The sequence below is a fragment of the Enterococcus sp. DIV1420a genome (assembly GCF_051712165.1).
GTDB lineage: Bacteria > Bacillota > Bacilli > Lactobacillales > Enterococcaceae > Enterococcus > Enterococcus faecalis.
The window spans coordinates 522,918-544,258 of record NZ_JBIOOI010000002.1 but is presented as its reverse complement, the minus strand read 5'-3'; the positions used below and the strand labels follow the sequence as shown (position 1 = coordinate 544,258).

The window sequence follows — 21,341 nt, the reverse complement described above, 5'->3', positions numbered from 1 at the left end:
GAAAAATTTGGTATACTAAAAACAGTAAATTTATTGGAGATGGAAAAATGGATGAACAAGAATTTCGAAAGCAACTGACCTTAAAGCCTGTTGAGGAAGAACACATTGATCAATTTAATGAACTTCTTTCCTATGTTTTTCAAGTGACTGAAGCAGATATTGAAGAAAGTGGTTTTGAAAACAAACGCGCATTTATCAAATCAAAACAACCGATTTTAGAACTTTCAAAAGTATTTGGCTGGTTTCACGAAAATCAATTAATTTCACAAATTGCTATCTATCCATGCGAAGTCAATATCCATGGCGCTTTGTATAAAATGGGCGGCGTTACTGGTGTCGGTACCTATCCTGAATATGCCAACCACGGCTTAATGAAAGACTTGATTCAAACAGCATTAGAAGAAATGCGCCAAGATAAACAGTGGATTTCTTATCTTTTCCCTTACAACATCCCTTATTACCGACGTAAAGGTTGGGAAATTATGTCCGACAAGTTATCTTTTAAAATTCGGGATACGCAATTACCAAAAACCGTTCCTGTTCCAGGAATGATTGAACGGTTAGCTGTCGATCACCCAGATGTCTTTGATGTCTATGCGCGATTCGCTCGTCAAAATCACGGCGCGCTCATTCGTAGTGCCTTCAACTGGGAAGAATATTGGCGTTTCGAAAACGAGGAAGAACGGACTGCTGCTGTCTATTATGGTGCCAATCAAGAACCTTTAGGAGTACTTTTCTATTGGGTGGCCGATGAGGTATTTCATATTAAGGAAATGTTTTACTTGAACCAAGAAGCCCGAAATGGCTTGTGGAATTTTATTACTGCGCATTTTTCGATGGTTTATTGGGTCAAGGGCGATATCTATAAAAACGAACCATTAGCCTTTCTTTTAGAAGACAGCCAAATTAAAGAAAGCATTGAGCCCTATTATATGGCGCGAATTGTTGATGTCAAAGCCTTTTTAGAAAACTTTCCTTTTGAAAGTACAGCTAAGCCATTCCATTTTGTCGTTAAAGATCCTGTTGCTGAGTGGAATAATGGTATTTTTGGCTTAATTTGGGATGAAAATGATCAAGTAACCATTACGGATGAACCTCTAGGCACCGCCGTTCACTTAGATATTCAAACACTAACTTGTTTAGTCATGAATTACCGACGCCCTTCGTACTTACATCGAATTGAGCGCATTGATACAGATAAAGAAACTTTAAATTCTTTGGAACGGATTTTTCCTGACCAAGAAGCTTATTTTAGTGATTATTTCTAAACCCTTGGATTGGAGACAGACAAATGACAAAAATTTATTTTGCAGGACCTTTATTTTCGCAAGCTGACTTACGTTATAATGCCTATTTAGTCGAACAAATTCGACAATTGGATAAAACAATCGATCTTTATTTACCACAAGAAAATGCGGCGATTAACGACAAATCTGCTTATGCCGATAGCAAAATGATTGCCTTAGCAGATACAGAAAACGTCCTTGCTAGCGACTTATTGGTTGCTTTATTAGACGGACCAACCATTGATGCGGGCGTAGCTTCAGAAATTGGTGTTGCTTATGCCAAAGGAATCCCGGTGGTTGCCCTTTACACAGACAGCCGCCAACAAGGTGCTGATAATCACCAAAAGCTTGATGCTTTGAACGAAGTCGCTGAAAATCAATTCCATTATTTAAACCTTTACACAGTTGGTTTGATTAAATTGAATGGTCGGGTTGTTTCTTCAGAAGAGGATTTGTTGGAAGAAATTAAGCAACGATTGTCATAATAAAAAAGAACGAGCGAATTCGCTCGTTCTTTTTTTATACTTCTTCTATTGGTTCATTTTCAAAAACTAATTGATTGTCTAATAGACTAATCGTGACTTTTGTTTTTGGCATTACTCGACCAGAAACAATTTCTTTTGCTAATGGTGTTTCGACTTCACGAGTAATGAAACGTTTTAACGGACGAGCTCCATAAGCTGGCTCATACCCATTTTCAGCAATCCATGTTTTAGCTTCATCAGTGATTTCCAACACAATTTCTTGTTGCTCTAAACGATGAGCAAGTTGTGCGGTCATTTTACCAATGATTCCTTTCACATTATCCAAGCTCAATGGTGTGAATAAAATGGTATCATCAATTCTGTTTAAGAACTCTGGTTTAAAGTGTCCTTTTAGAATATTCATGACTTGATTTTCAACTTCTTCTGGAATTGTTCCTTCAGGTGTCACACCTTCCAATAAAAGCTGAGAGCCGATGTTACTTGTCATAATTAAAACCGTATTTTTAAAATCAACGACTCGACCTTTAGAATCTGTCAAACGACCATCATCTAAAACTTGTAATAAGATATTAAAGACATCTGGGTGCGCTTTTTCAATTTCGTCTAATAAGACAATTGTATAAGGGTTTCGACGAACAGCTTCCGTTAACTGGCCACCTTCTTCATAACCAACATAGCCTGGAGGGGCACCAACCAAACGAGACACGGCATGTTTTTCCATGTATTCACTCATGTCAATCCGTACCATATGATCTTCAGAATCAAACAAATCTTCAGCTAAAGCTTTAGCAAGTTCTGTTTTACCAACACCAGTTGGTCCTAGGAAAAGGAACGAACCGAGTGGGCGATTTGGATCTTGTAAGCCTGCTCTTGAACGAATCACCGCATCACTAACAGCATCGACGGCTTCATCTTGACCAATCACACGTTTGTGTAATGTTTCATTCAGTTTCATTAATTTTTCTCGTTCGCCTTCAACTAATTTTGTCACAGGAATGCCGGTTAAACGACCGACCACTTGCGCAATTTCGTTTTCAGTAACCGATTCTTGTACCATTTTGACGTTATCTTTAGCGTTCTTTTCTTCCAATTCTTTCAATTCATGTTCTAATTGTGGAATTGTTCCATGACGCAAAACAGCAGCTCGTTCTAAATCATAATTATTTTCAGCATCTTCTAATTCGTGTTTTGCTTTATCAATCTCTGCACGTTTGTTGGAAACCGCATTAACTTCTTCTTTTTCCGTTTCCCATTGCATTTTCATTGAGTTGGCTTCTTCACGCAAATCTGCTAATTCTTCTTGCAAGTTGGCTAACCGTTTTTTACTTGCATCATCTGATTCTTTTTTCAAGGCCGCTTCTTCAATTTCTAGTTGCATTAACCGACGTGTTACTTGATCGAGCTCTGTTGGCATCGAATTCATTTCCACTCGAATCGTTGCGCTTGCTTCATCGACTAAGTCAATCGCTTTATCTGGTAAGAAACGATCAGTAATATAGCGATCGGATAAAGTAGCGGCAGCAACTAAAGCATTGTCATGAATATTCACGCCGTGGTGAATTTCAAATCGTTCTTTTAAGCCACGCAAAATAGAAATTGTATCTTCTACTGTTGGTTCTTTGACTAATACTTTTTGGAAACGACGTTCTAAGGCTTTATCTTTTTCCATATATTGGCGATATTCATCAAGCGTTGTGGCACCGATTAAATGCAATTCACCACGTGCTAGCATCGGTTTTAATAAATTCCCGGCGTCCATACTGCCTTCAGTTTTACCAGCTCCGACGATATTATGAATTTCATCAATGAATAAAATGATTTTGCCATCACTTTTTTTCACTTCTTTTAAAACAGCTTTTAACCGTTCTTCAAATTCGCCACGGAATTTTGCTCCCGCAATTAAGGCACCCATATCTAAAGAAAAAATGGTTTTATCTTTTAAGTTTTCGGGAACATCTTTACGAACGATTCGTTGTGCTAATCCTTCAACAATCGCTGTTTTACCAACACCTGGTTCACCAATTAAGACTGGATTATTTTTAGTTTTTCTTGATAAAATCCGAATAACGTCACGAATTTCTTCGTCACGACCAATGATTGGATCTTGTTTTCCTGCTTTTACTTGTTGTACTAAGTCAACACCGTATTTTTCTAGTGCTTTATATTGTTCTTCCTGGTTTTGAGAAGTCACACGATCTCCTCCTCTCATCTCTTCAATATTTTTTCTTAACTCTTTTTCCGTAATGCCTTGTTGCATTAAATATTTTGTTAAACGATAATTTTTCAATTTCATTAAAGCTAAAAGTACAATTTCGGTTGATAAAAATTCATCTTGGAATTCTTCTCGAAGTGAATCAGCTTCTTGCAATAAATGGAACAAATTTTGACTTAAATTTTGACCATATTGCACATTACCGCCCGCCACACTTGGATATTCATCTAACGCGTTATCTACTTCTCGTTCAAATGCGTCAACATCTAAACCAGCATCTGTGTAAAAATTACGTCCAAAATGGTTTGGTTGAAGAAAAATTTTCCATAAATGTGCGATATCAATTTCTTGATGTTGCCGTGTCACCGCAACTTTTTGAGCTTCAGCAATCGCCTCTTGAAGCGTGGTTGTCATTTTTTCAATATTCATAAACGATCCCTCCCGTTTATTATTTTGTCTTTTTTATTTTAACATTCTTTACAATTATTATTATCCGACTTTTGATGGATTTCTTCAAAAGTTAAGGTATTCGTAAACCTTATAAATTTATTATACCCCATTGGTCAGTAAAGGTCAATAAATAAATTGACCTTTTTTGACCTTTTTTGATAAAAAAAACCTAAAACAACTAAATATCACTGTTTTAGGGCTTTTTTCGCAATCACAACTAGTTTGACCAACTCTTTATTGCTTTGATTTATTAAAAATAAAGTTTTAACGTAAGATACTTTTTATCGGCATAGCTAACCAAAATAGCCAAACTGGTTATCGCTAAAAATAATTCGTACTCATAACCACTAAAACCACTTGCCAAACCAAAAGAAAAAATAGCTCCGACTAAAACTGCTATGAATCCTACTGATACCAAAGGAATTAAAAAGCCAATAATCATAAATAATCCACCAATTAATTCAATTGCTGCTACACCATAAACAAAAAGACTTGGCAAACCAATACTAGCAAAAAACGCTAAAGTATCTTCCAATGACGTTACTTTCATCACTCCATGAATTAGCATCGTCACCCCTAGCCAAATTCTAATCACTTGAATGCCTCGCTGTTGTTTATCCATACTTCTCCTCCTTTGTTTGCATTAAATAGTTAATGTAACCATTTAAGTTACATTATAAAGGATAAATCGAAAAAAGTATAGAAAAAAACAAACGTATTTAACAATACGTTTGTTTTTTAATCCTTCAGTTTATAACATTATAAGAGAAAAGCGAGAAGAATCATCCTTCTTCTCGCTTTCTTGTTATCCTAAACCAACACGTTCAAAAATCGTGTCAACATTTTTTAAATGATAATGGTAATCAAAGGCATCATCTAGCTCTTCTTTTGATAAGACAGATGTAATTTTTTCATCCGCATCTAGCAACGGACGGAACGCCGTTTGATGATCCCATGCGTAAGCTGTTTTTGGTTGGACCAGATCATACGCTTCTTCACGTGTCATGCCATGGTCAATCAATTTTAACAAGACACGTTGGCTATAAATTAGTCCATAGGTCGCATCCATGTTACGCTTCATATTTTCTGGGAAGACCGTTAAGTTTTTGACAATATTACCAAAACGATTCAACATGTAATTTAGCAAAATCGTCGTATCGGGAATAATAATCCGTTCAGCAGACGAGTGAGAAATATCTCGTTCATGCCATAAACTCACATTTTCAAAGGCAGTAATGACATGACCACGAATCACACGTGCCAAACCAGTCATATTTTCAGAACCAATTGGATTCCGTTTATGCGGCATTGCCGAAGATCCTTTTTGTCCTTTTGCAAAAAATTCTTCTACTTCACGTGTTTCTGATTTTTGTAGACCACGAATTTCTGTTGCAAATTTTTCAATACTTGTCGCAATTAATGCCATGGCAGAAACATATTCTGCATGTAAATCACGTGGTAAAACTTGTGTCGAAATCTCTTGAGCACGGATCCCCAAATGTTCGCAAACATATTCTTCAACAAATGGTGAAATATTGGCAAAGGTACCTACGGCTCCACTGATTTTACCCGCTTCGACACCTTTGGCTGCATGTTCAAAACGTTCAATGTTGCGTTTCATTTCAGAATACCACAACGCTAATTTCAAACCAAATGTAGTCGGTTCTGCATGAACGCCATGCGTTCTTCCCATCATGACCGTATGTTTATACTCTTTGGCTTTGGCTCCGACAATCTCCGTAAATGTTTGTAAATCTTTCCGTAAAATATCATTCGCCTGTTTCAATAGATAACCATAGGCAGTATCCACAACATCTGTGCTGGTTAACCCATAGTGTACCCATTTTCGCTCTTCACCAAGCGTTTCTGAAACGGCACGAGTAAAAGCGACAACATCATGACGTGTTTCTGCTTCAATTTCTAAAATACGTGCAACATCAAATGATGCATTTTCTCGGATTTTTTGTACATCTTCTTTAGGAATCTCGCCAAGTTCTGCCCAAGCTTCATCCGCCAAAATTTCAACTTCTAGCCATGCCTTGTAGCGGTTCTCATCTGTCCAAATTGCGCCCATTTCGGGTCTTGTATAACGATCAATCATTGTGCCTTATCCCCTCTTTACTCCTCAATTTTTGAAAAATAATTACGACCAAATCTTTGTTTCTTTAATTTCTTCCAGTGTTTCATCGATTTCTTTGGTTAATATAGTAATATGCCCCATCGCTCGTTGCGCTTTTGCTTCACTATGGCCATAATAGTGGAAATGCCAATCTGGATGTTCATTAATAATGTCCATCGTTTCATAGGCTTCATTCCCAAGCACATTGACCGTAACCGCTTCTGACAACAGTTGAATCGTTGGCATTGGCCAATTACATAAACCACGAATATGCGTATCATATTGGCTAAAAGAACAAGCATCTATTGAAAAATTCCCAGCATCTTCTGGACGAGGTAAAATTTTATTTACATAAATCCCGCCTGTTTCTGTATAAAACATTTCAATTGAAAGGGTGCCGACTAAACCAACTGCTTTAGCAATCACCTTAGCAATTCGTTGCAACTCGCCACTGACTTCGTCATCAATTCGGGCTGGCGCAATCGTTTCATGTAGCTTACGCTCTTTTTTAATTGTTTCCACAACTGGAAATGTCGCAAATTCGCCACGACCATTACCAGAAATCAGAACAGATAATTCTTTTTCGTAAGGAATCCAAGCTTCCAAGACACAGGTTCCTTCTCTCAGAAGATTCATGGATGGCGCTAAGTCTGAAGTACTATGTAGTACATAACGACCTTCCCCTCGCGTATTCTTCAAGATACACGGATAACCAATGCCATCAATTGCTTCTTGAATATCAGTCGGACTAACAATCGTTGCATAAGGTGCAATCACAATATTATTATCTTCCAAGAAACTTTTTTCCATTAAGCGATCTTGCGTAATCGCTAAAATGTCTGTTCCTTGTGGTATATTCGCTAAATGTTGAATCGCTGTTAACGCATCAACATCTGCATGTTCAAATTCATACGTAATCACTTGGGCACGTTTTGCCAATTTCTCTAACGCTTCAGGATCATTATATGCTCCTAATAATTGCCAATCGGCAACTTGTGCAGCAGGACAATCAATTTGTGGATCTAGCACACCCACTCGAAACCCCATTTCTCTTGCACTAAGGGCCATCATTTTTGCTAAATGTCCGCCACCAATGATACCAATCACTTGACCAGGTAATAGTGGTTTATCCAAGTTCATCACAACTTTCCATCACAGTTTTATCCTTAAAATCCTTCTGCGGTTTCTCGTCGCAGTCTAGCCTTTAAGAGTGCTCTTTTTACATGATACAAGGAAAAAGGCTCAACTTCAAGTGCCAGCAGTGTTTCCCTTAGGTTTTCTCATCAGAATTTATTAACATACTTTAGGATAAAACAGCGGTAACTTACTACTCGTCTCTTTGTAACCAAGCTTTTTTCTCTTTTTCTCTTCAGATTGATGAAAACATTAAATTTTTCTAAACGATGATGAGGTCAAAAAAGTATGAAAGAAAAGCCACCTGACCTTATCTATCATACTTTTTTGAAACTATTCGTTACTTTCTGAGGTTTCTTTTAAACCATTGAATAAAAGATTTAAAATAATTGCGGTAATGCTGCTCATGACAATTCCATTACCAGTAAACATGCTAACAGTTTCTGGTACTTTATTAAAGAGCGTCGGCATAATATTAAAGCCTAAACCAAAGCCAATTGAGATGGCAATAATTAATAAATTTTTGTCATTTGAGTAGTCAACTTTTGACAACATGCGCATTCCTTGGACAGCCACCATTCCAAACATAACCAGCATTCCGCCGCCTAAAACTGGCTCTGGGATAATTTGGGCCATCGCACCAATTTTTGGTAATAAGCCTAAAATAATTAAGAAAAAAGCAGAAAAATAAATTGGTCGACGTGTTTTGATCCCAGATAATTGAACTAACCCGACATTTTGAGAGAAACCTGTATAAGGAAACGTATTAAAAATCCCCCCTAAAATGACGGCTAAACCTTCTGCATGATACCCACGACGTAAATCATCTTCGCCAATTTTCTTCCCTGTAATATCTCCTAAGGCAAAATAAACACCTGTTGATTCAACCATACTAACAATTGAAATAATAATCATCAACACAATAGAAGAAAGATCAAACGTTGGTTTGCCAAAATAAAATGGCTGTGGAAAATGAAACCACGTAGCTTGACCAACAGGAGATAAATCCACTAATCCCAGAAACGCAGCTAAAATTGTGCCGCCGACTAGGCCGATTAACACGGCAATTGACTTGATAAAGCCACGTCCCCAAACTTGCACAACAATGATTAAGGCAATTGTTACAAATGCGAGGAGCAAGTTTTTAGGATCACCAAAACTTTTGTCCGTTGCTAAGCCGCCACCCATTTTTTCAACAGCAACAGGAATTAAGGTCAAACCAATAACTGTAATGACTGTGCCGGTGACTAAAGGCGGAAATAGACGTTTAATTTTTGAGAAAAATCCTGCAATAAGAACGACAAAAATGCCCGAAGCAATAATTGAACCGTAAATTGCACCAACCCCTTTGTTCGTACCAATCATGATTAAAGGTGCAACTGCTTGAATGGCACAACCTAAAACGACTGGCAAGCCAATCCCAAAAAACTTATTCACCGTTAATTGTAAAAGTGTCGCAACGCCGCACATAAAAATATCGATTGAAATCAAATACGTCATTTGTTGCGAATCAAAATTCAAGCCGGTTCCGATTAATAAAGGTACGGCAACTGCTCCAGCATACATCGCTAATAAATGTTGCAATCCTAAAACGGCGGCTTTCCCATTTGGTGTTTCCGTCTGTTGTGGTGTATTCAATTGTTTTGTTTCCAAGATTATGCATCCTCCTCTAAAAACGTCACCGTTCCTTCACTTAATGAAGCAATACGTGCTAAAGAGACTACATTTAAGCCCATGTCTTCTAATAACTGACGACCATCTTGGAATGATTTTTCAATTACGATACCAATTCCTTCAACCTTTGCACCAGCCTGTTGGCATAATTCTACCAATCCTTTGGCAGCTTGTCCGTTAGCTAAAAAGTCATCAATAATCAACACTTTATCAGCATCAGATAAAAATTTTCTTGAAATGGAAATTTGACTTGTCACTTGTTTTGTAAATGAATAAACTGAAGCCGTTAAAAGCTCTTCATCCATGGTTAAACTTTTTGCCTTACGAGCGAAGATCATTGGCACGCCTAATTTTTGCGCTGCGTATAAGGCAGGAGCGATTCCTGATGCTTCAATTGTAATTACTTTGGTAATGCCTGCTTCTGCGAAAACCTCAGCAAAACGATTACCCATAGCCTCCATTAATTCTGGATCCACTTGGTGCGTAATAAAACTATCTACTTTTAAAACACCTTCACCTAATACACGGCCATCATTTTTAATACGTTCGACTAATTCCTTCACAATATGAACTCCTTTACTTATTTTTCGATAGATGCTTTGTTCTCATCCTGAGGAAAGGACGGTTCGTTAAAAACGAACGAAATAAAACAAAGTGCTATTTATATTCGTGTTCTAACAAAAGAAAAAAGCCCATTTTGCCAAAGCAAAAAAGGGCTATCCGCTCTTCTTCACTTATAGACCAGCATTTACGGTGCTGGGTAGAGACGGTCAACCGTATTTTGACCTTATACAAGCTTCTATGTTTCTCTAGGATAGTACAAAAATCTCTAACTTTCAATGGTTTAACAACTTTTTTTCATTAGAATTTTCAAATAATTGGTTCATTCTTCCATTGTTCCGTAAAAGCGAACATTAAATAGCCAAAAACGCTTTGGCAGGATCGGCTGCCAAAGCGTTTTTTATTCTTCATCGGTTGCTTTTTCTTGTTCACGATATTTTTTCATTTTTTTGCTGAATAATTCACCGTTACTAGGGGGCGTATATGTAATAGCATTCGCTCCGGCGATAATGGTTTCATGGATACTCGATTCAGTTGGTCCTCCTGTTGCAATAATCGGTAATTCTGGATACTTACCACGGAAATAGCGTACGGTGGCTGCAGTGTCTTTTCCTGCACTGATATTAATCATATCCACGCCAGCCGCAAGTTTTTCATCAATTGGCGTATGAATAGAAGTTACTGTGCTGATAATAGGAATATCGATTGCTTCATCCACCATTTTAATTGTTTCAATTGGTGTAGGACCATTCAAAACGACACCCATTGAGCCTTGTGCTTCTGCAAATAAACTCATATAAGCAGAACGCATGCCTTGCGTTAAACCGCCGCCGACTCCTGAAAAGACAGGAATATCCGCTGCTTCAATAATGCCTTTTGTAATCGCTGGATGCGGTGTAAAAGGATATACAGCAATCACTGCCTGTGCATCCGTATTGCGGATAATCGCAATATCTGTCGTAAAAATAATTGATTTTATTTTACGGCCAAAAATTTTAATGCCACTGGCTTGCCGAATAATCTCTGGCATTTTTACAATATCTTGTTTCAGCGGCGTCATAATTTCTGGAATCCACTTTTCGCTCATTGTCATCATTCCTCCATGCTTAACGGTCGTATTTATTTAAATTGTATTCTTCAATTACATGAATGATCTTATCAGCGTATGTAGGATCCGTTGCGTATCCAGCATCTTGAAGCGCTTGTGCAGCCTCTTTATAATTTTTGGCTAACAAGACTTTTTCATATAAATTTGGATCCCAATCGACCCCATCAACAAATAACTTGGTATGATCTCGCATGGATTCTTCCCAATTGTCATAAACTCGAAAATCACCCTGAATCGTAATCCAGACCTCATTGACATACTCTTTTGTTTCTAAATTGACTTTTGGTTGATTCCCATATGCTTTAATCCCAAAAAGATTGTTATATTTCGATGCTAATTGACTTTGTCCAAAATTTGATTCTAAAACTGCTTGCCCCATAATAATACTTGGTAATACCCCGTAAGATTCTTGTAATTCACGTGCATACGGTGTGATTTCAGCAACAAATTCTTCTTTTGAGATGTTTTCATTTTGGCGATTGACTGACTCGCTTTGTCCCTTATCTGAATCAGAAAGGACAGATAACGAAAAGACAAAGGCCAAACCGACGACAACTACGCCTAAGAATAACTTTGGCAAATTCAGCTGCTTTTTTCTTTTTTTCTGATAGTTGCTCACTTCATTAATTCCCCACTTCATCTTTTATTTTCCGATAAAATGTTTCACTATCTTTCACTTTCGTGATTGATTTCATTTGTTACTATAACCGAATAATTGTATCATTTTCACAGAAAATTATCAACTTTCATCACTGCTTACGCTCGTGATTTCAGTACTTGATTCAGTGGTAGCAGTTGAAGAAACTGTACTACTTTCAGAAATTTTAGTGGATGATTTCACTGTTGTTTCAGTTGATGTGTGAACAGATTCTTCAACTGGCTTTTTGCCAAAAAAGACAAAAATTACCGCACCAAACATAATAATCACAGATAAAATCCCAGCAATTGTGTATTTCAAAAGACCATCCTTCCTATTCGTTATTCACCTACGTAAGTATCCATCAGATTTTCATTGACCCAATCTAATAATTCAACTTTTGAACCTTCCAATTGTCGTTGAATCGTAGCTGGTAACCGGAATGTAATAATATCATCAAAACCCCATTCACCATAGGCCAGCGTCACTTTCAAATCAATATAACCAGCAGCAATTTCTTGTTCTTGTTTATTGTTAGGAATTAATTCTACAACGCCCAAATCAGATTGTAACCATTTTTTGGCAATTGTTGTTTTTAACCGTTTATATTCCGAAACAGCTAGGTTACGTTTTTCCGGAAATAAGATGGTTTGGCGGAGTATTTTTTGAGTCAGCATCCACTCATAATCCGTAAACAAATTCTTAATTTTTTGCATGACTTCATTGTCCAAACCAAATTGGCCTTCTTTCCAAGCTTGCCAATCGGCTGCTTGAATTTGATAAGCGGAGTAAAAATTTTCTTCTGTTTGGTACTGTTCAATAATTGCGTCAACAATAATATCTACATAAACTTGATGCATAATCATTCGCCTCCATTTTCTATTTTACTGAAATTCTCTAAAAAAAGCATCTTTTTATCTCTGGATTTTATCATATTTACAAAATTGTCCTTGTTTTCTAATTTCTCTTGCTTACAGTATAATAAATAATGAAGAAGATTTGAAGAAATTGCATAGATTAGGAGGACTTCTTTTGACAAAAAAATTATATCAATGGGGCATCGTAGGATTAGGTGGGATTGCCCACGAATTTGCTTCAACGTTTAAACAAGAAACTAGCCAACTTGCAGCTGTTGCTTCACGGACATTGTCTAAAGCAGAACAATTTGCCGCTGATTATTCAATCCCTAAAGCCTATGGTTCTTATGAAGAATTGCTAGCAGATGAAACAATCGATGTTGTTTATATAGCAGTGCCAAACAAACAACATGCTGAACACATTTTAAAAGCGCTCCAGGCCGGAAAACATGTGTTGTGTGAAAAAGCTATTACGATGAACGCGGCAGAATTAAAACAAGCCTTGGCAGTTGCAGAAAAAAATGACCTTATTTTAGCAGAAGCCATGACTATTTTTAACATGCCACTATACGACGAATTACGTCGCTTGATGGATGCTGGCAAATTTGGTCAGTTAAAAATGATTCAAGCACCATTTGGAAGTTACAAAGAACCCGATCCTAAAAATCGCTTTTTTAATCCTGACTTAGCAGGCGGCGCATTGTTAGATATTGGTACTTATGCGGTTTCGTTTGCTCGTTGGTTTCTCAGCTCACAGCCAGACGTTTTAGCTTCTAGCATGGTTCCCTTCTCTACTGGCGTTGATGAACAATCGGTGACATTGCTTCGGAATAAAGAAAATGAGTTGGCTACTATTTCATTAACATTCCAAGCAAAAATGCCAAAGCAAGGAATTGTTGCTTTTGAAGATGCCTATATTACCATTACAGATTATCCACGCGCAGATGAAGCGATTGTTCACTACAACGACGGTACGGTTGAGACCATCGTTTCTGGGTACTCAGCTGAAGCCATGAATTACGAAATCTACAATATGGTTGAAGCAATCAAAGGTACACAACCCAATCGCTCCTTATTTTTCACGACAGAAGTCATTGATATTTTGGACCAGATGCAAAAATTATGGCAGAATTAAAAAAAAGAACTTCGGCTTTTGCTGAATGTAGTGCGCCCCCAAAGTTAGACCAAAAAATCTAACTTTGGAGGCGTATTTAAATTGGCAAAATACGATTATGCATTCAAGAAAAAAGTAGTAGAAGCTTACCAAAATGGCGCAGGAGGTTATCGAATACTAGCGAATCAATTTGATATTGCTTCACTTTCGACTGTTCGTAAATGGGTTAAAACAGTCGAGAAATTTGGATTTAACGCACTTCATCGAAGAGTAAATTACCAACATTACTCTTCCAAATTCAAGCGGGATGTCATACACTATTATTTAACGAGTGGTGACTCTTATCTGACTGTCGCATTGAAATATGGTCTGCCAAACGATACCTTAGTCTTGGCTTGGCACCAGAAATTTCTAGAAACAGGCATAGAAGGGCTTTCACCAAAACAGAAAGGAAGACCTTCTATGTCAAAGAAAAAGAAACCCGTTCAGGTGAAAAAAACACGAACACGTGAACAAGAATTAGAACATGAAAATGAACTATTGCGAGCGGAACTAGCCTTCATAAAAAAGCTCCGCGCTTTAGGAATGAATATCCCGGAACGACTCAAGAACGAGATGCCCGAATCATCCACGAACTCCGAAAAAAATTCCGATTAACAATCTTACTGGAAGCAACCAAATTTCCTAAAGCGACGTATATGTATTGGCAAAAGCGATTTGAGCGAAAAAATCCCAATCAAAAATTAGAAGCCCTGATTAAGAAAATTTTTGACGAAAACAAAGGAAACTATGGCTATCGCCGTATTCAATTAGCTTTAAAAGAACAAGGATTGAACGTAAACCATAAAAAAATTCGTCGTCTTATGCGTAAACTTGGCCTAAAAGGGACAAAATTTATTCGTAAATCAAGAAAATATAATTCCTACAAAGGAACCGTTGGCTATGGCGAAAAAAACCGTCTACATCGTCGTTTCTACACTTCAGTACCCCATCAAAAGCTAACAACAGATACCTCTGAATTTAAGTATTATGAACGTGATCAAAGTGGAAAGATTCAAATAAAAAAACTCTATTTAGATCCTTTTCTTGATTTATTTAATGGTGAAATCTTGTCTTACCGTATTTCTAAACAGCCGAATGCCAAAGCAATTCTTGAGGCACAAAAAGAAGCCATTGATAAAACGCAAGATTGTCCATATCGGCGCACTTTTCATTCTGACCAAGGTTGGGGGTACCAAATGAAGCAGTACAAAAAGCAATTAACCAGTCACCAGATCTTTCAAAGTATGTCTCGAAAAGGCAATTGTTTTGATAATTCTCCTATGGAGAATTTCTTTGGTTTACTAAAACAAGAAACCTACCATGGCATTATTTATTCTAGTTTCGAAGAACTAGAACAAGCAATTGAGGAATGGATTGATTATTATAATCATCAACGAATAAAGACAAAACTAGGGTGCAGTCCCGTTCAATTCCGTAAACGGTTCGTCGCATAAAAATACCGACCAGATTTCTCCAGTCGGTATTCGGTCTAACTTTCGGGTCTCACTACAGAAGTTCTCTTTTTTATTTGTTCTCTATGGATAAATACGGTTTAACATACGTGGGAATGGAATCGCTTCACGAATGTGTTCATTACCAGTAATGAACGTAACAGCACGTTCTAAACCTAATCCGAAGCCAGAATGTGGCACAGAACCGTATTTACGTAAATCTAAATACCAGCTGTACTCTTCTTCTGATAAGCCAAACTCAGCTACTTTTTCTTTCAAATAATCATAATCAGTTGCACGCTCTGAACCACCGATAATTTCACCATAACCTTCTGGTGCAATTAAATCGGCACAAATTACAACATCTTCACGTGTTGGATGTGGTTTCATATAGAAGGCTTTAATTGCTTTTGGATAATTTAAAATGAATGTTGGAACGCCATAGTAATTTGAAATAAAGGTTTCATGTGGGCTACCAAAGTCTTCGCCCCATTCAATGTGATCATAATCATTGTTTGCTTCTTCTTTTTGTAATAACTCAATCGCATCATCGTAAGTAATACGTTTGAATGGTTCCAAAACATATTTCTCTAGTAACGCTGTATCACGTTCTAAAACATCCAATGGATATTGTTGATTTTTCAATACCGATTTAATTAAATGTTTTACATAGGCTTCTTGAATATCTAGTGATTCTTCATGAGTTGTGTATGCCATTTCTGGTTCAATCATCCAGAATTCCGTTAAGTGACGACGAGTTTTGGATTTTTCCGCGCGGAAGGTTGGTCCAAAAGTAAAGACTTTTCCAAATGCCATCGCACCAGCTTCTGCATATAATTGTCCTGTTTGTGATAAGAATGCTGGTTGTCCGAAGTAATCTGTTTCAAATAATTCTGTTGTGCCTTCTGGTGCTGAGCCTGTTAAAATTGGGCTATCAATTTTAATGAATCCTTGTTCGTTAAAGAACTCGTAAGTAGCACGAATAATTTCGTTACGAACTAACATGATCGCATGTTGTTTGCTTGAACGTAACCATAAATGACGATGATCCATTAAGAAATCTGTGCCGTGTTCTTTCGGCGTAATTGGGTAATCTTCTGAAGCGCCAACGACTTCTAAATCAGTGATATCCATTTCATAGCCGAATTTAGAACGGCTATCTTCTTTGATAACACCAGTAACCATGACTGATGTTTCTTGTGATAAATGTTTAATTTCTTGGAATTTTTCTGTACCAGCTTCTTCACCAAAGGCTTCAATGAAGTTTGGTTTGAACACGACACCTTGGAAAAAGGCTGTCCCGTCACGTAATTGTAAAAAGGCAATTTTTCCGCTTGAGCGTTTGTTAGCAATCCAAGCACCAATTTTTACTGTTTCTCCAACATGTTTGTTTGAATCAATAATTTGAATTTGTTCCACGTTTGTCTCTCCGTTCATTTCTTAGTTTATTCTTTTAGGCGTTGTGCTGAATTCGTTTCTTTTCTATAAAGTCGTTCATTCGCTCAATCGCTTTTTCTAACGTCATTAAATCTGTCGCATAGCTCATCCGCACATGTTCTGGTGCACCAAATCCCTCTCCCGTTACCAGAGCAACATGCGCTTCTTGTAATAAATCTTCCACCCAGTTAGTCACGTTATCATACCCACAAATTTCTAACGTTTTTTTGACATTCGGGAATAGATAAAAGGCGCCTTCAGGTTTTATTAGCGAAACGCCTGGCAAAGCTGCTACTTTTGGATAGATATGATTTAGGCGTTTTTCAAAGGCCTGACGCATGTCTTCAACTGTCGACTGTTCACCTGTTAAAGCCTCAATTGCCGCATATTGGCTAACTGCGACTGGATTACTGGTGGATTGTGAAGCGAGTTGTGTCATTGCTTGAATAATTTTTTCATCCCCGACTGCAAAACCAATGCGCCAGCCTGTCATTGCATATGTTTTGGAAACACCATTAATAATGATTGTCTGTTGACGAATTGCTTCTGAGATGGTTGCAATTGGTGTGAACCGATGTCCATTGTACACCAAACGACCATAAATATCATCTGCAATAATGAGGATATTATGAGCAACTGCCCATTCACCAATTTGGCGTAATTCTTCTTCCGTATAAATAACACCAGTTGGGTTAGATGGTGAATTTAGAATGATTGCTTTTGTTTTGTCCGTTCGTACAGCTTCTAATTGTGCAACTGACACTTTAAATGATTGCTCTTGCGTGCTTGATACAAATACTGGCTTGCCTTCTGCTAACTTGACTTGTTCACCATAACTTACCCAATAAGGGACAGGGATAATCACTTCGTCCCCAACGTTCAAAATGGCTTGAAATAATAGATACAGCGCATATTTGGCACCATCTGTCACAATAACTTGCTTGGGTTGATAACGAAGTTGATATTCTCGTTCCACATAAGAAACAATCGCTTGCTTTAATTCAGGAATGCCGCCAGAAGGTGTGTAATAACTTGCTCTTCCATCCTCAATTGAAGCAATTGCTGCTTTTTGAATATTTTTCGGGGTTACAAAATCTGGTTCCCCAACCGTTAAGCTTAAAACATCTACACCTTTTGCTTTTAATGCTTTCGCTTTGGCGGCAGCTGCTAATGTAACAGAAGGAGTCAATTGCTGTGCTCGATTTGATACGTTCATACACCTTTCACTCCCACTTTCATCAAAACCTATCTAAATTAAATATCTTTGACAACGTTGATCTCTTCGCCTTTATCAAAGCTCATCAGATAATACGTCAGTACTCCTTGATCATTTTCGGTGACCACTTCCCATGCAGGGCGCTTATCATAAAGCCCTAACGTAGCTTTCATCACCGATTCATCGGGATGGGCTTTAGCAACAATGTCTGTTATTTGTTGTTCAGTTTGACCATCTTTTTGATTTAAGACCGTGACTTTTTCTCCCGATTTAGGGACAATCACGACAATCTCTGTGCCTTTATCATTTTTGCCGGTTAAAGTAAAATACGTATTTTTGCGTGTAAACCAGTAAAATTTATCAACTGTTTCTAAATTAGCAGAAGTTTTGGCAATTGCGGTTGCTTCTTTTTTGGCTTGAGCCATTGGTTGATTGGTTCGTACAAAAAAGATAATTATTGTTACAAGAATTGCTAAAAGGATTGCCAATAGGGTTAAAAGGATAGTAATCCGTTTCTTCTCTTTCTTTTCTTCTAATTCCTCCAAAAATCCTTCCATCCTCTCTAAACTTACTGGGTCTTATTATAGCAGAAAAATAGCGGCCTTTCACAAATATGACCTAAAAATAATCAATTATTTGTTTAAAAATTCCTTTAATTCTTCTAAAATTTCAGGCATGGGCGCTTCTTTTACTGAGAGTCCCTTGGGAAACGCTTTGATTAATCGTTTGCCATATTTTGCAGTGACTAAACGACGATCCAGAATCAGCAATGCCCCTCTGTCTTCTTCAGAACGGATTAAACGGCCCAGTGCTTGTCGCAAACGTAAGGCTGCTTTCGGTACCGCTTCTTGAGCAAATGGTTGTATCCCTTCTGCTTCTAAATACGCATATTTTGCTTGCACAAGTGGTCGTTTCGGGTTTTCAAAAGGTAAACGCGTGACTATCAATAACTGTAAAGCTGTTCCTGGTAAGTCCACACCTTCCCAAAAGCTATCGGCTCCTAGCAAGACATTTGGTTTTCCATTAGAGAACCGTTTAAGAATTTTTTCACGACTGCCGCTAATCCCTTGGGCGAGGACCTCTTGTCCTTTTTCCAATAATCTTGGCTGGACTTGATGATACACGGTGGACAATAATTCATGCGAAGTAAAAAGAACCAACATCGAACGTTCCTCTTGCGCCATCAATTTTTCAATGGTATCTGAAATGTATTGACCCATTTCATAGGAAGAGGCATTTTGAATGGCTACTGCTTCTTCCGGTACATAGACTCGCGCATTTTCTGCATAGTTATATGGCGTTGGCAGGGTTTTGAACGTCACCTCTGTTAAACCTAACCGTTGCGGTAAATACTTTTTATTGTTGCCAAACTTCAATGTGCCGCTTGTATAAATAATTCGTTCATACCGCGGATACCACTTTGTTTCAGGAAGCAAACTAGCTTCTAAGTCATGAATTTCAATCAAGCCATGGTCTTCATTTTGTGGTAAATATTCTTTTACCCAACGTGGACGCCAATCATCAAGATAAATAGTAAAACAGTGATGAATACGTTCAATTTCATCAAAAAATTGAAATAAGCGAACAAAAACGATGCGATCAGCCAAACTAAAGGTTTCCAACTGACTCATAATTGTTTGCTGTAACTTACTTTGAATAGTCAACAGCTCCTGCAGTAAAAGCTGGAGCGTTTGACTATGTTTTTCTCCCGCAGCAGATAAATAATCAATACGTTCTTTGGTTAAAAGTAACTCCTGATGGTCTATCCGCTTCTGCGTTTTACTAAATAAACGATGCAATTCAAAAAGAAAATCTTGCCATTCATCCACAAAATCCAGTAAACCTTGCTGATAAATTTTTACAAACCGCTGCTCTTCAGAAAACTGTTGAAAAATTTGCTGTAAAGCAACAAAAAGTTGTTCTTTTTCAATAAAATGCGTGACTTGTTTTTTTAGTATCACACTGTTTACTCGTTCGCTTGCCATCCGACTAGCGATGTCTGGTAAATGATGTGCTTCATCAATAATTAGCCACGGACTTTCAGGTAATAACGGTTGTTTTCTTAGCGACTCTTGCGCCAAAAATGCATGATTAACAATCAACACGTTACTTTGAGCGACTTTTTTATACAGATGTCTTAAAAAGTCAACTTCATAAAGTTCATCTTTTTTTGAAAGAAAATCCAATCCGCGATGTGTAACTTCTTTCCAGAATAAATGATTTAAATTCGTCAATTGTAGTTCATCTAAATCGCCCGTTTCTGTTTCTAGCAACCAGACGAGAACGCCCATTTGATAAAGAGCGTATTGTTTTTGCGGAGTTGGCTGATTCAACGTTGCCTTAAAGCGTTGTAAATCAAGATAGTGTCGATGGCTTTTAATAACAATGCCTCGTAATTTCCCTTGGCAGATTTGATTGGCTAATGGTAAATCTTTTTCCACTAATTGATTTTGTAAAACAATCGAAACTGTTGAAATGATGACTGGTTTTTCTGGCGTTGCTAAATAGCTCATCGGCAACAGATAGCCTAATGTTTTTCCCGTTCCAGTCGCCGCTTCAATAAATAAATCTTTTGTCGTTCCTTCTGTAAAATGATCATAGACTAAATTCATCATCCGACTCTGTTCCGCACGATAAGCGAAACGTTCGCCAAACAGTTTTTCTTTGGCTTTTTTAGTTTTGGGATACGTGCTAGTCTGATAGAACGTTTCTTCAAAAAGAGGAACTTCTTTTTTGCGTAAAGCAATGCCACTGACCACTTGATAAGCTGGATTTAATGGTGTGACTTGTTTTTTCATTTGTTCATACGTTTGTTGAATAAAAGTACTGGTTTCCCGCGCTGTCTGTTGACTTAATTCCGCAATTTTTTCCATAGTGACTAATGGTAAAGATTTCATTTTTTCTTGAATTAATAACAAAAGTTCGGCTGTAACCTGCGCATCACTATCTGCTTGATGGGGATTCTCATGAGACAAACCTAAGCTTTCCGACAAATCACTTAAACGGAAACTTTTTTCTGTCGGTAAAAAAATCTGTGCCAATTCCACTGTATCAATGGCTGGAATAGTAAGTGGCGGCGTGCCACACCGTACCAGTTCACGAGCTAAAAAATTATAATCAAAGTGGACGTTATGCGCCACAAAAATAGTATCTTCCAGATAATGATAAATTGTATGTGCTACATCTTCAAAATAAGGCGCTTTTTGAACTTGCGTATTACTAATCCCCGTTAAACTTTGAATTTGTTTTGGTACTACTTGATTGGGATTCACATCTGTCGCAAAGTTCGCAATAATCTTTCCATCTTGAACGAGAACGCATCCAAACTGAATGATCCGATCACTTGTAGGATCTGTTCCAGTCGTTTCAAGGTCAACTACTGCATACACTTGTTTGTCTTTCAATGACTTCACGCCTTTCATTCATCTTTGAAAATTATACTACAATTTATAGGATTTTCACTAGTATTTCAAAAATTCTCTTGAAATCTTTTCCAGAAATAATAAGAAAGAGCCTGAAACAAAAATCCAAAGTGATTTTTGTTTCAGGCTTAAAAGC

At 37.5% G+C, this 21,341-nt stretch carries 17 protein-coding genes, 1 pseudogene and 1 riboswitch; of the genes and pseudogenes, 4 read left to right on the top strand and 14 right to left on the bottom strand.

Going from position 1 to position 21,341, the window contains the following annotated elements; all coding sequences use genetic code 11:
• The first annotated feature begins 47 nt into the window (after positions 1-47).
• Together IGI80_RS13960 and IGI80_RS13955 are read left to right on the top strand one after the other, a co-directional pair.
• Positions 48-1,268 carry a GNAT family N-acetyltransferase gene (locus tag IGI80_RS13960; protein WP_002356813.1) on the top strand — a complete coding sequence of 407 codons (1,221 nt, stop codon included), beginning with the start codon at positions 48-50 and terminating at the stop codon, positions 1,266-1,268.
• Between the two features lie 23 nt (positions 1,269-1,291).
• Positions 1,292-1,771: a nucleoside 2-deoxyribosyltransferase gene (locus tag IGI80_RS13955; RefSeq protein ID WP_002362157.1), complete on the top strand. Its 480-nt coding sequence runs from the start codon at positions 1,292-1,294 to the stop codon at positions 1,769-1,771.
• Positions 1,772-1,805: 34 nt separating this feature from the next.
• Here IGI80_RS13955 and clpB read toward each other — a convergent pair whose 3' ends face one another.
• The 10 genes from clpB to IGI80_RS13905 all read right to left on the bottom strand — a co-directional run bounded on the left by clpB (position 1,806) and on the right by IGI80_RS13905 (position 12,532).
• Positions 1,806-4,412: an ATP-dependent chaperone ClpB gene (gene clpB, locus IGI80_RS13950; protein WP_002356811.1), complete on the bottom strand. Its 2,607-nt coding sequence runs from the start codon at positions 4,410-4,412 to the stop codon at positions 1,806-1,808.
• A 271-nt stretch (positions 4,413-4,683) separates the two neighbouring features.
• Complete coding sequence (locus tag IGI80_RS13945; protein WP_002359784.1) at positions 4,684-5,055, bottom strand: DoxX family protein; 372 nt, start codon at positions 5,053-5,055, stop codon at positions 4,684-4,686.
• A 183-nt stretch (positions 5,056-5,238) separates the two neighbouring features.
• Positions 5,239-6,534 (bottom strand): adenylosuccinate lyase, encoded by a 1,296-nt coding sequence (gene purB, locus IGI80_RS13940; protein WP_002356808.1) that lies wholly within the window; start codon positions 6,532-6,534, stop codon positions 5,239-5,241.
• Between the two features lie 42 nt (positions 6,535-6,576).
• Positions 6,577-7,692: a 5-(carboxyamino)imidazole ribonucleotide synthase gene (purK, locus tag IGI80_RS13935; protein ID WP_002382795.1), complete on the bottom strand. Its 1,116-nt coding sequence runs from the start codon at positions 7,690-7,692 to the stop codon at positions 6,577-6,579.
• A 327-nt stretch (positions 7,693-8,019) separates the two neighbouring features.
• Positions 8,020-9,339 carry a nucleobase:cation symporter-2 family protein gene (locus IGI80_RS13930; RefSeq protein WP_002382793.1) on the bottom strand — a complete coding sequence of 440 codons (1,320 nt, stop codon included), beginning with the start codon at positions 9,337-9,339 and terminating at the stop codon, positions 8,020-8,022.
• 2 nt (positions 9,340-9,341) lie between these two features.
• Entirely contained in the window at positions 9,342-9,923 is a 582-nt protein-coding gene (locus IGI80_RS13925) for a xanthine phosphoribosyltransferase (protein WP_002356804.1), read from the bottom strand.
• 154 nt (positions 9,924-10,077) lie between these two features.
• A riboswitch (purine riboswitch) is annotated at positions 10,078-10,175 on the bottom strand.
• Positions 10,176-10,321: 146 nt separating this feature from the next.
• Positions 10,322-11,008, bottom strand: a complete 687-nt coding sequence (locus IGI80_RS13920; protein ID WP_002356802.1) for a hydrolase — start codon at positions 11,006-11,008, stop codon at positions 10,322-10,324.
• Positions 11,009-11,027: 19 nt separating this feature from the next.
• Positions 11,028-11,669, bottom strand: a complete 642-nt coding sequence (locus IGI80_RS13915; RefSeq protein WP_002366997.1) for a glycoside hydrolase family 73 protein — start codon at positions 11,667-11,669, stop codon at positions 11,028-11,030.
• A 99-nt stretch (positions 11,670-11,768) separates the two neighbouring features.
• Positions 11,769-11,948 (bottom strand): hypothetical protein, encoded by a 180-nt coding sequence (locus IGI80_RS13910; RefSeq protein ID WP_002384259.1) that lies wholly within the window; start codon positions 11,946-11,948, stop codon positions 11,769-11,771.
• Between the two features lie 59 nt (positions 11,949-12,007).
• On the bottom strand, positions 12,008-12,532 hold the full coding sequence (locus tag IGI80_RS13905) for a hypothetical protein (protein WP_002382789.1): 525 nt from the start codon (positions 12,530-12,532) through the stop codon (positions 12,008-12,010).
• Between the two features lie 166 nt (positions 12,533-12,698).
• On the opposite strand from IGI80_RS13905, the gene IGI80_RS13900 reads away from it, so the two are divergent.
• Complete coding sequence (locus IGI80_RS13900; RefSeq protein ID WP_002382786.1) at positions 12,699-13,658, top strand: Gfo/Idh/MocA family protein; 960 nt, start codon at positions 12,699-12,701, stop codon at positions 13,656-13,658.
• Between the two features lie 81 nt (positions 13,659-13,739).
• Positions 13,740-15,133, top strand: a pseudogene (locus IGI80_RS13895) (IS3 family transposase).
• Positions 15,134-15,214: 81 nt separating this feature from the next.
• Here IGI80_RS13895 and asnS read toward each other — a convergent pair.
• The 4 genes from asnS to IGI80_RS13875 all read right to left on the bottom strand — a co-directional run bounded on the left by asnS (position 15,215) and on the right by IGI80_RS13875 (position 21,205).
• Positions 15,215-16,567 (bottom strand): asparagine--tRNA ligase, encoded by a 1,353-nt coding sequence (asnS, locus tag IGI80_RS13890; protein WP_002391815.1) that lies wholly within the window; start codon positions 16,565-16,567, stop codon positions 15,215-15,217.
• Positions 16,568-16,583: 16 nt separating this feature from the next.
• Positions 16,584-17,783 carry a pyridoxal phosphate-dependent aminotransferase gene (locus tag IGI80_RS13885; protein WP_002359774.1) on the bottom strand — a complete coding sequence of 400 codons (1,200 nt, stop codon included), beginning with the start codon at positions 17,781-17,783 and terminating at the stop codon, positions 16,584-16,586.
• A 38-nt stretch (positions 17,784-17,821) separates the two neighbouring features.
• Positions 17,822-18,340: a cell wall elongation regulator TseB-like domain-containing protein gene (locus IGI80_RS13880; protein WP_080280404.1), complete on the bottom strand. Its 519-nt coding sequence runs from the start codon at positions 18,338-18,340 to the stop codon at positions 17,822-17,824.
• Positions 18,341-18,415: 75 nt separating this feature from the next.
• Entirely contained in the window at positions 18,416-21,205 is a 2,790-nt protein-coding gene (locus IGI80_RS13875; RefSeq protein ID WP_002364421.1) for an ATP-dependent DNA helicase DinG, read from the bottom strand.
• Between the last annotated feature and the right edge of the window lie 136 nt (positions 21,206-21,341).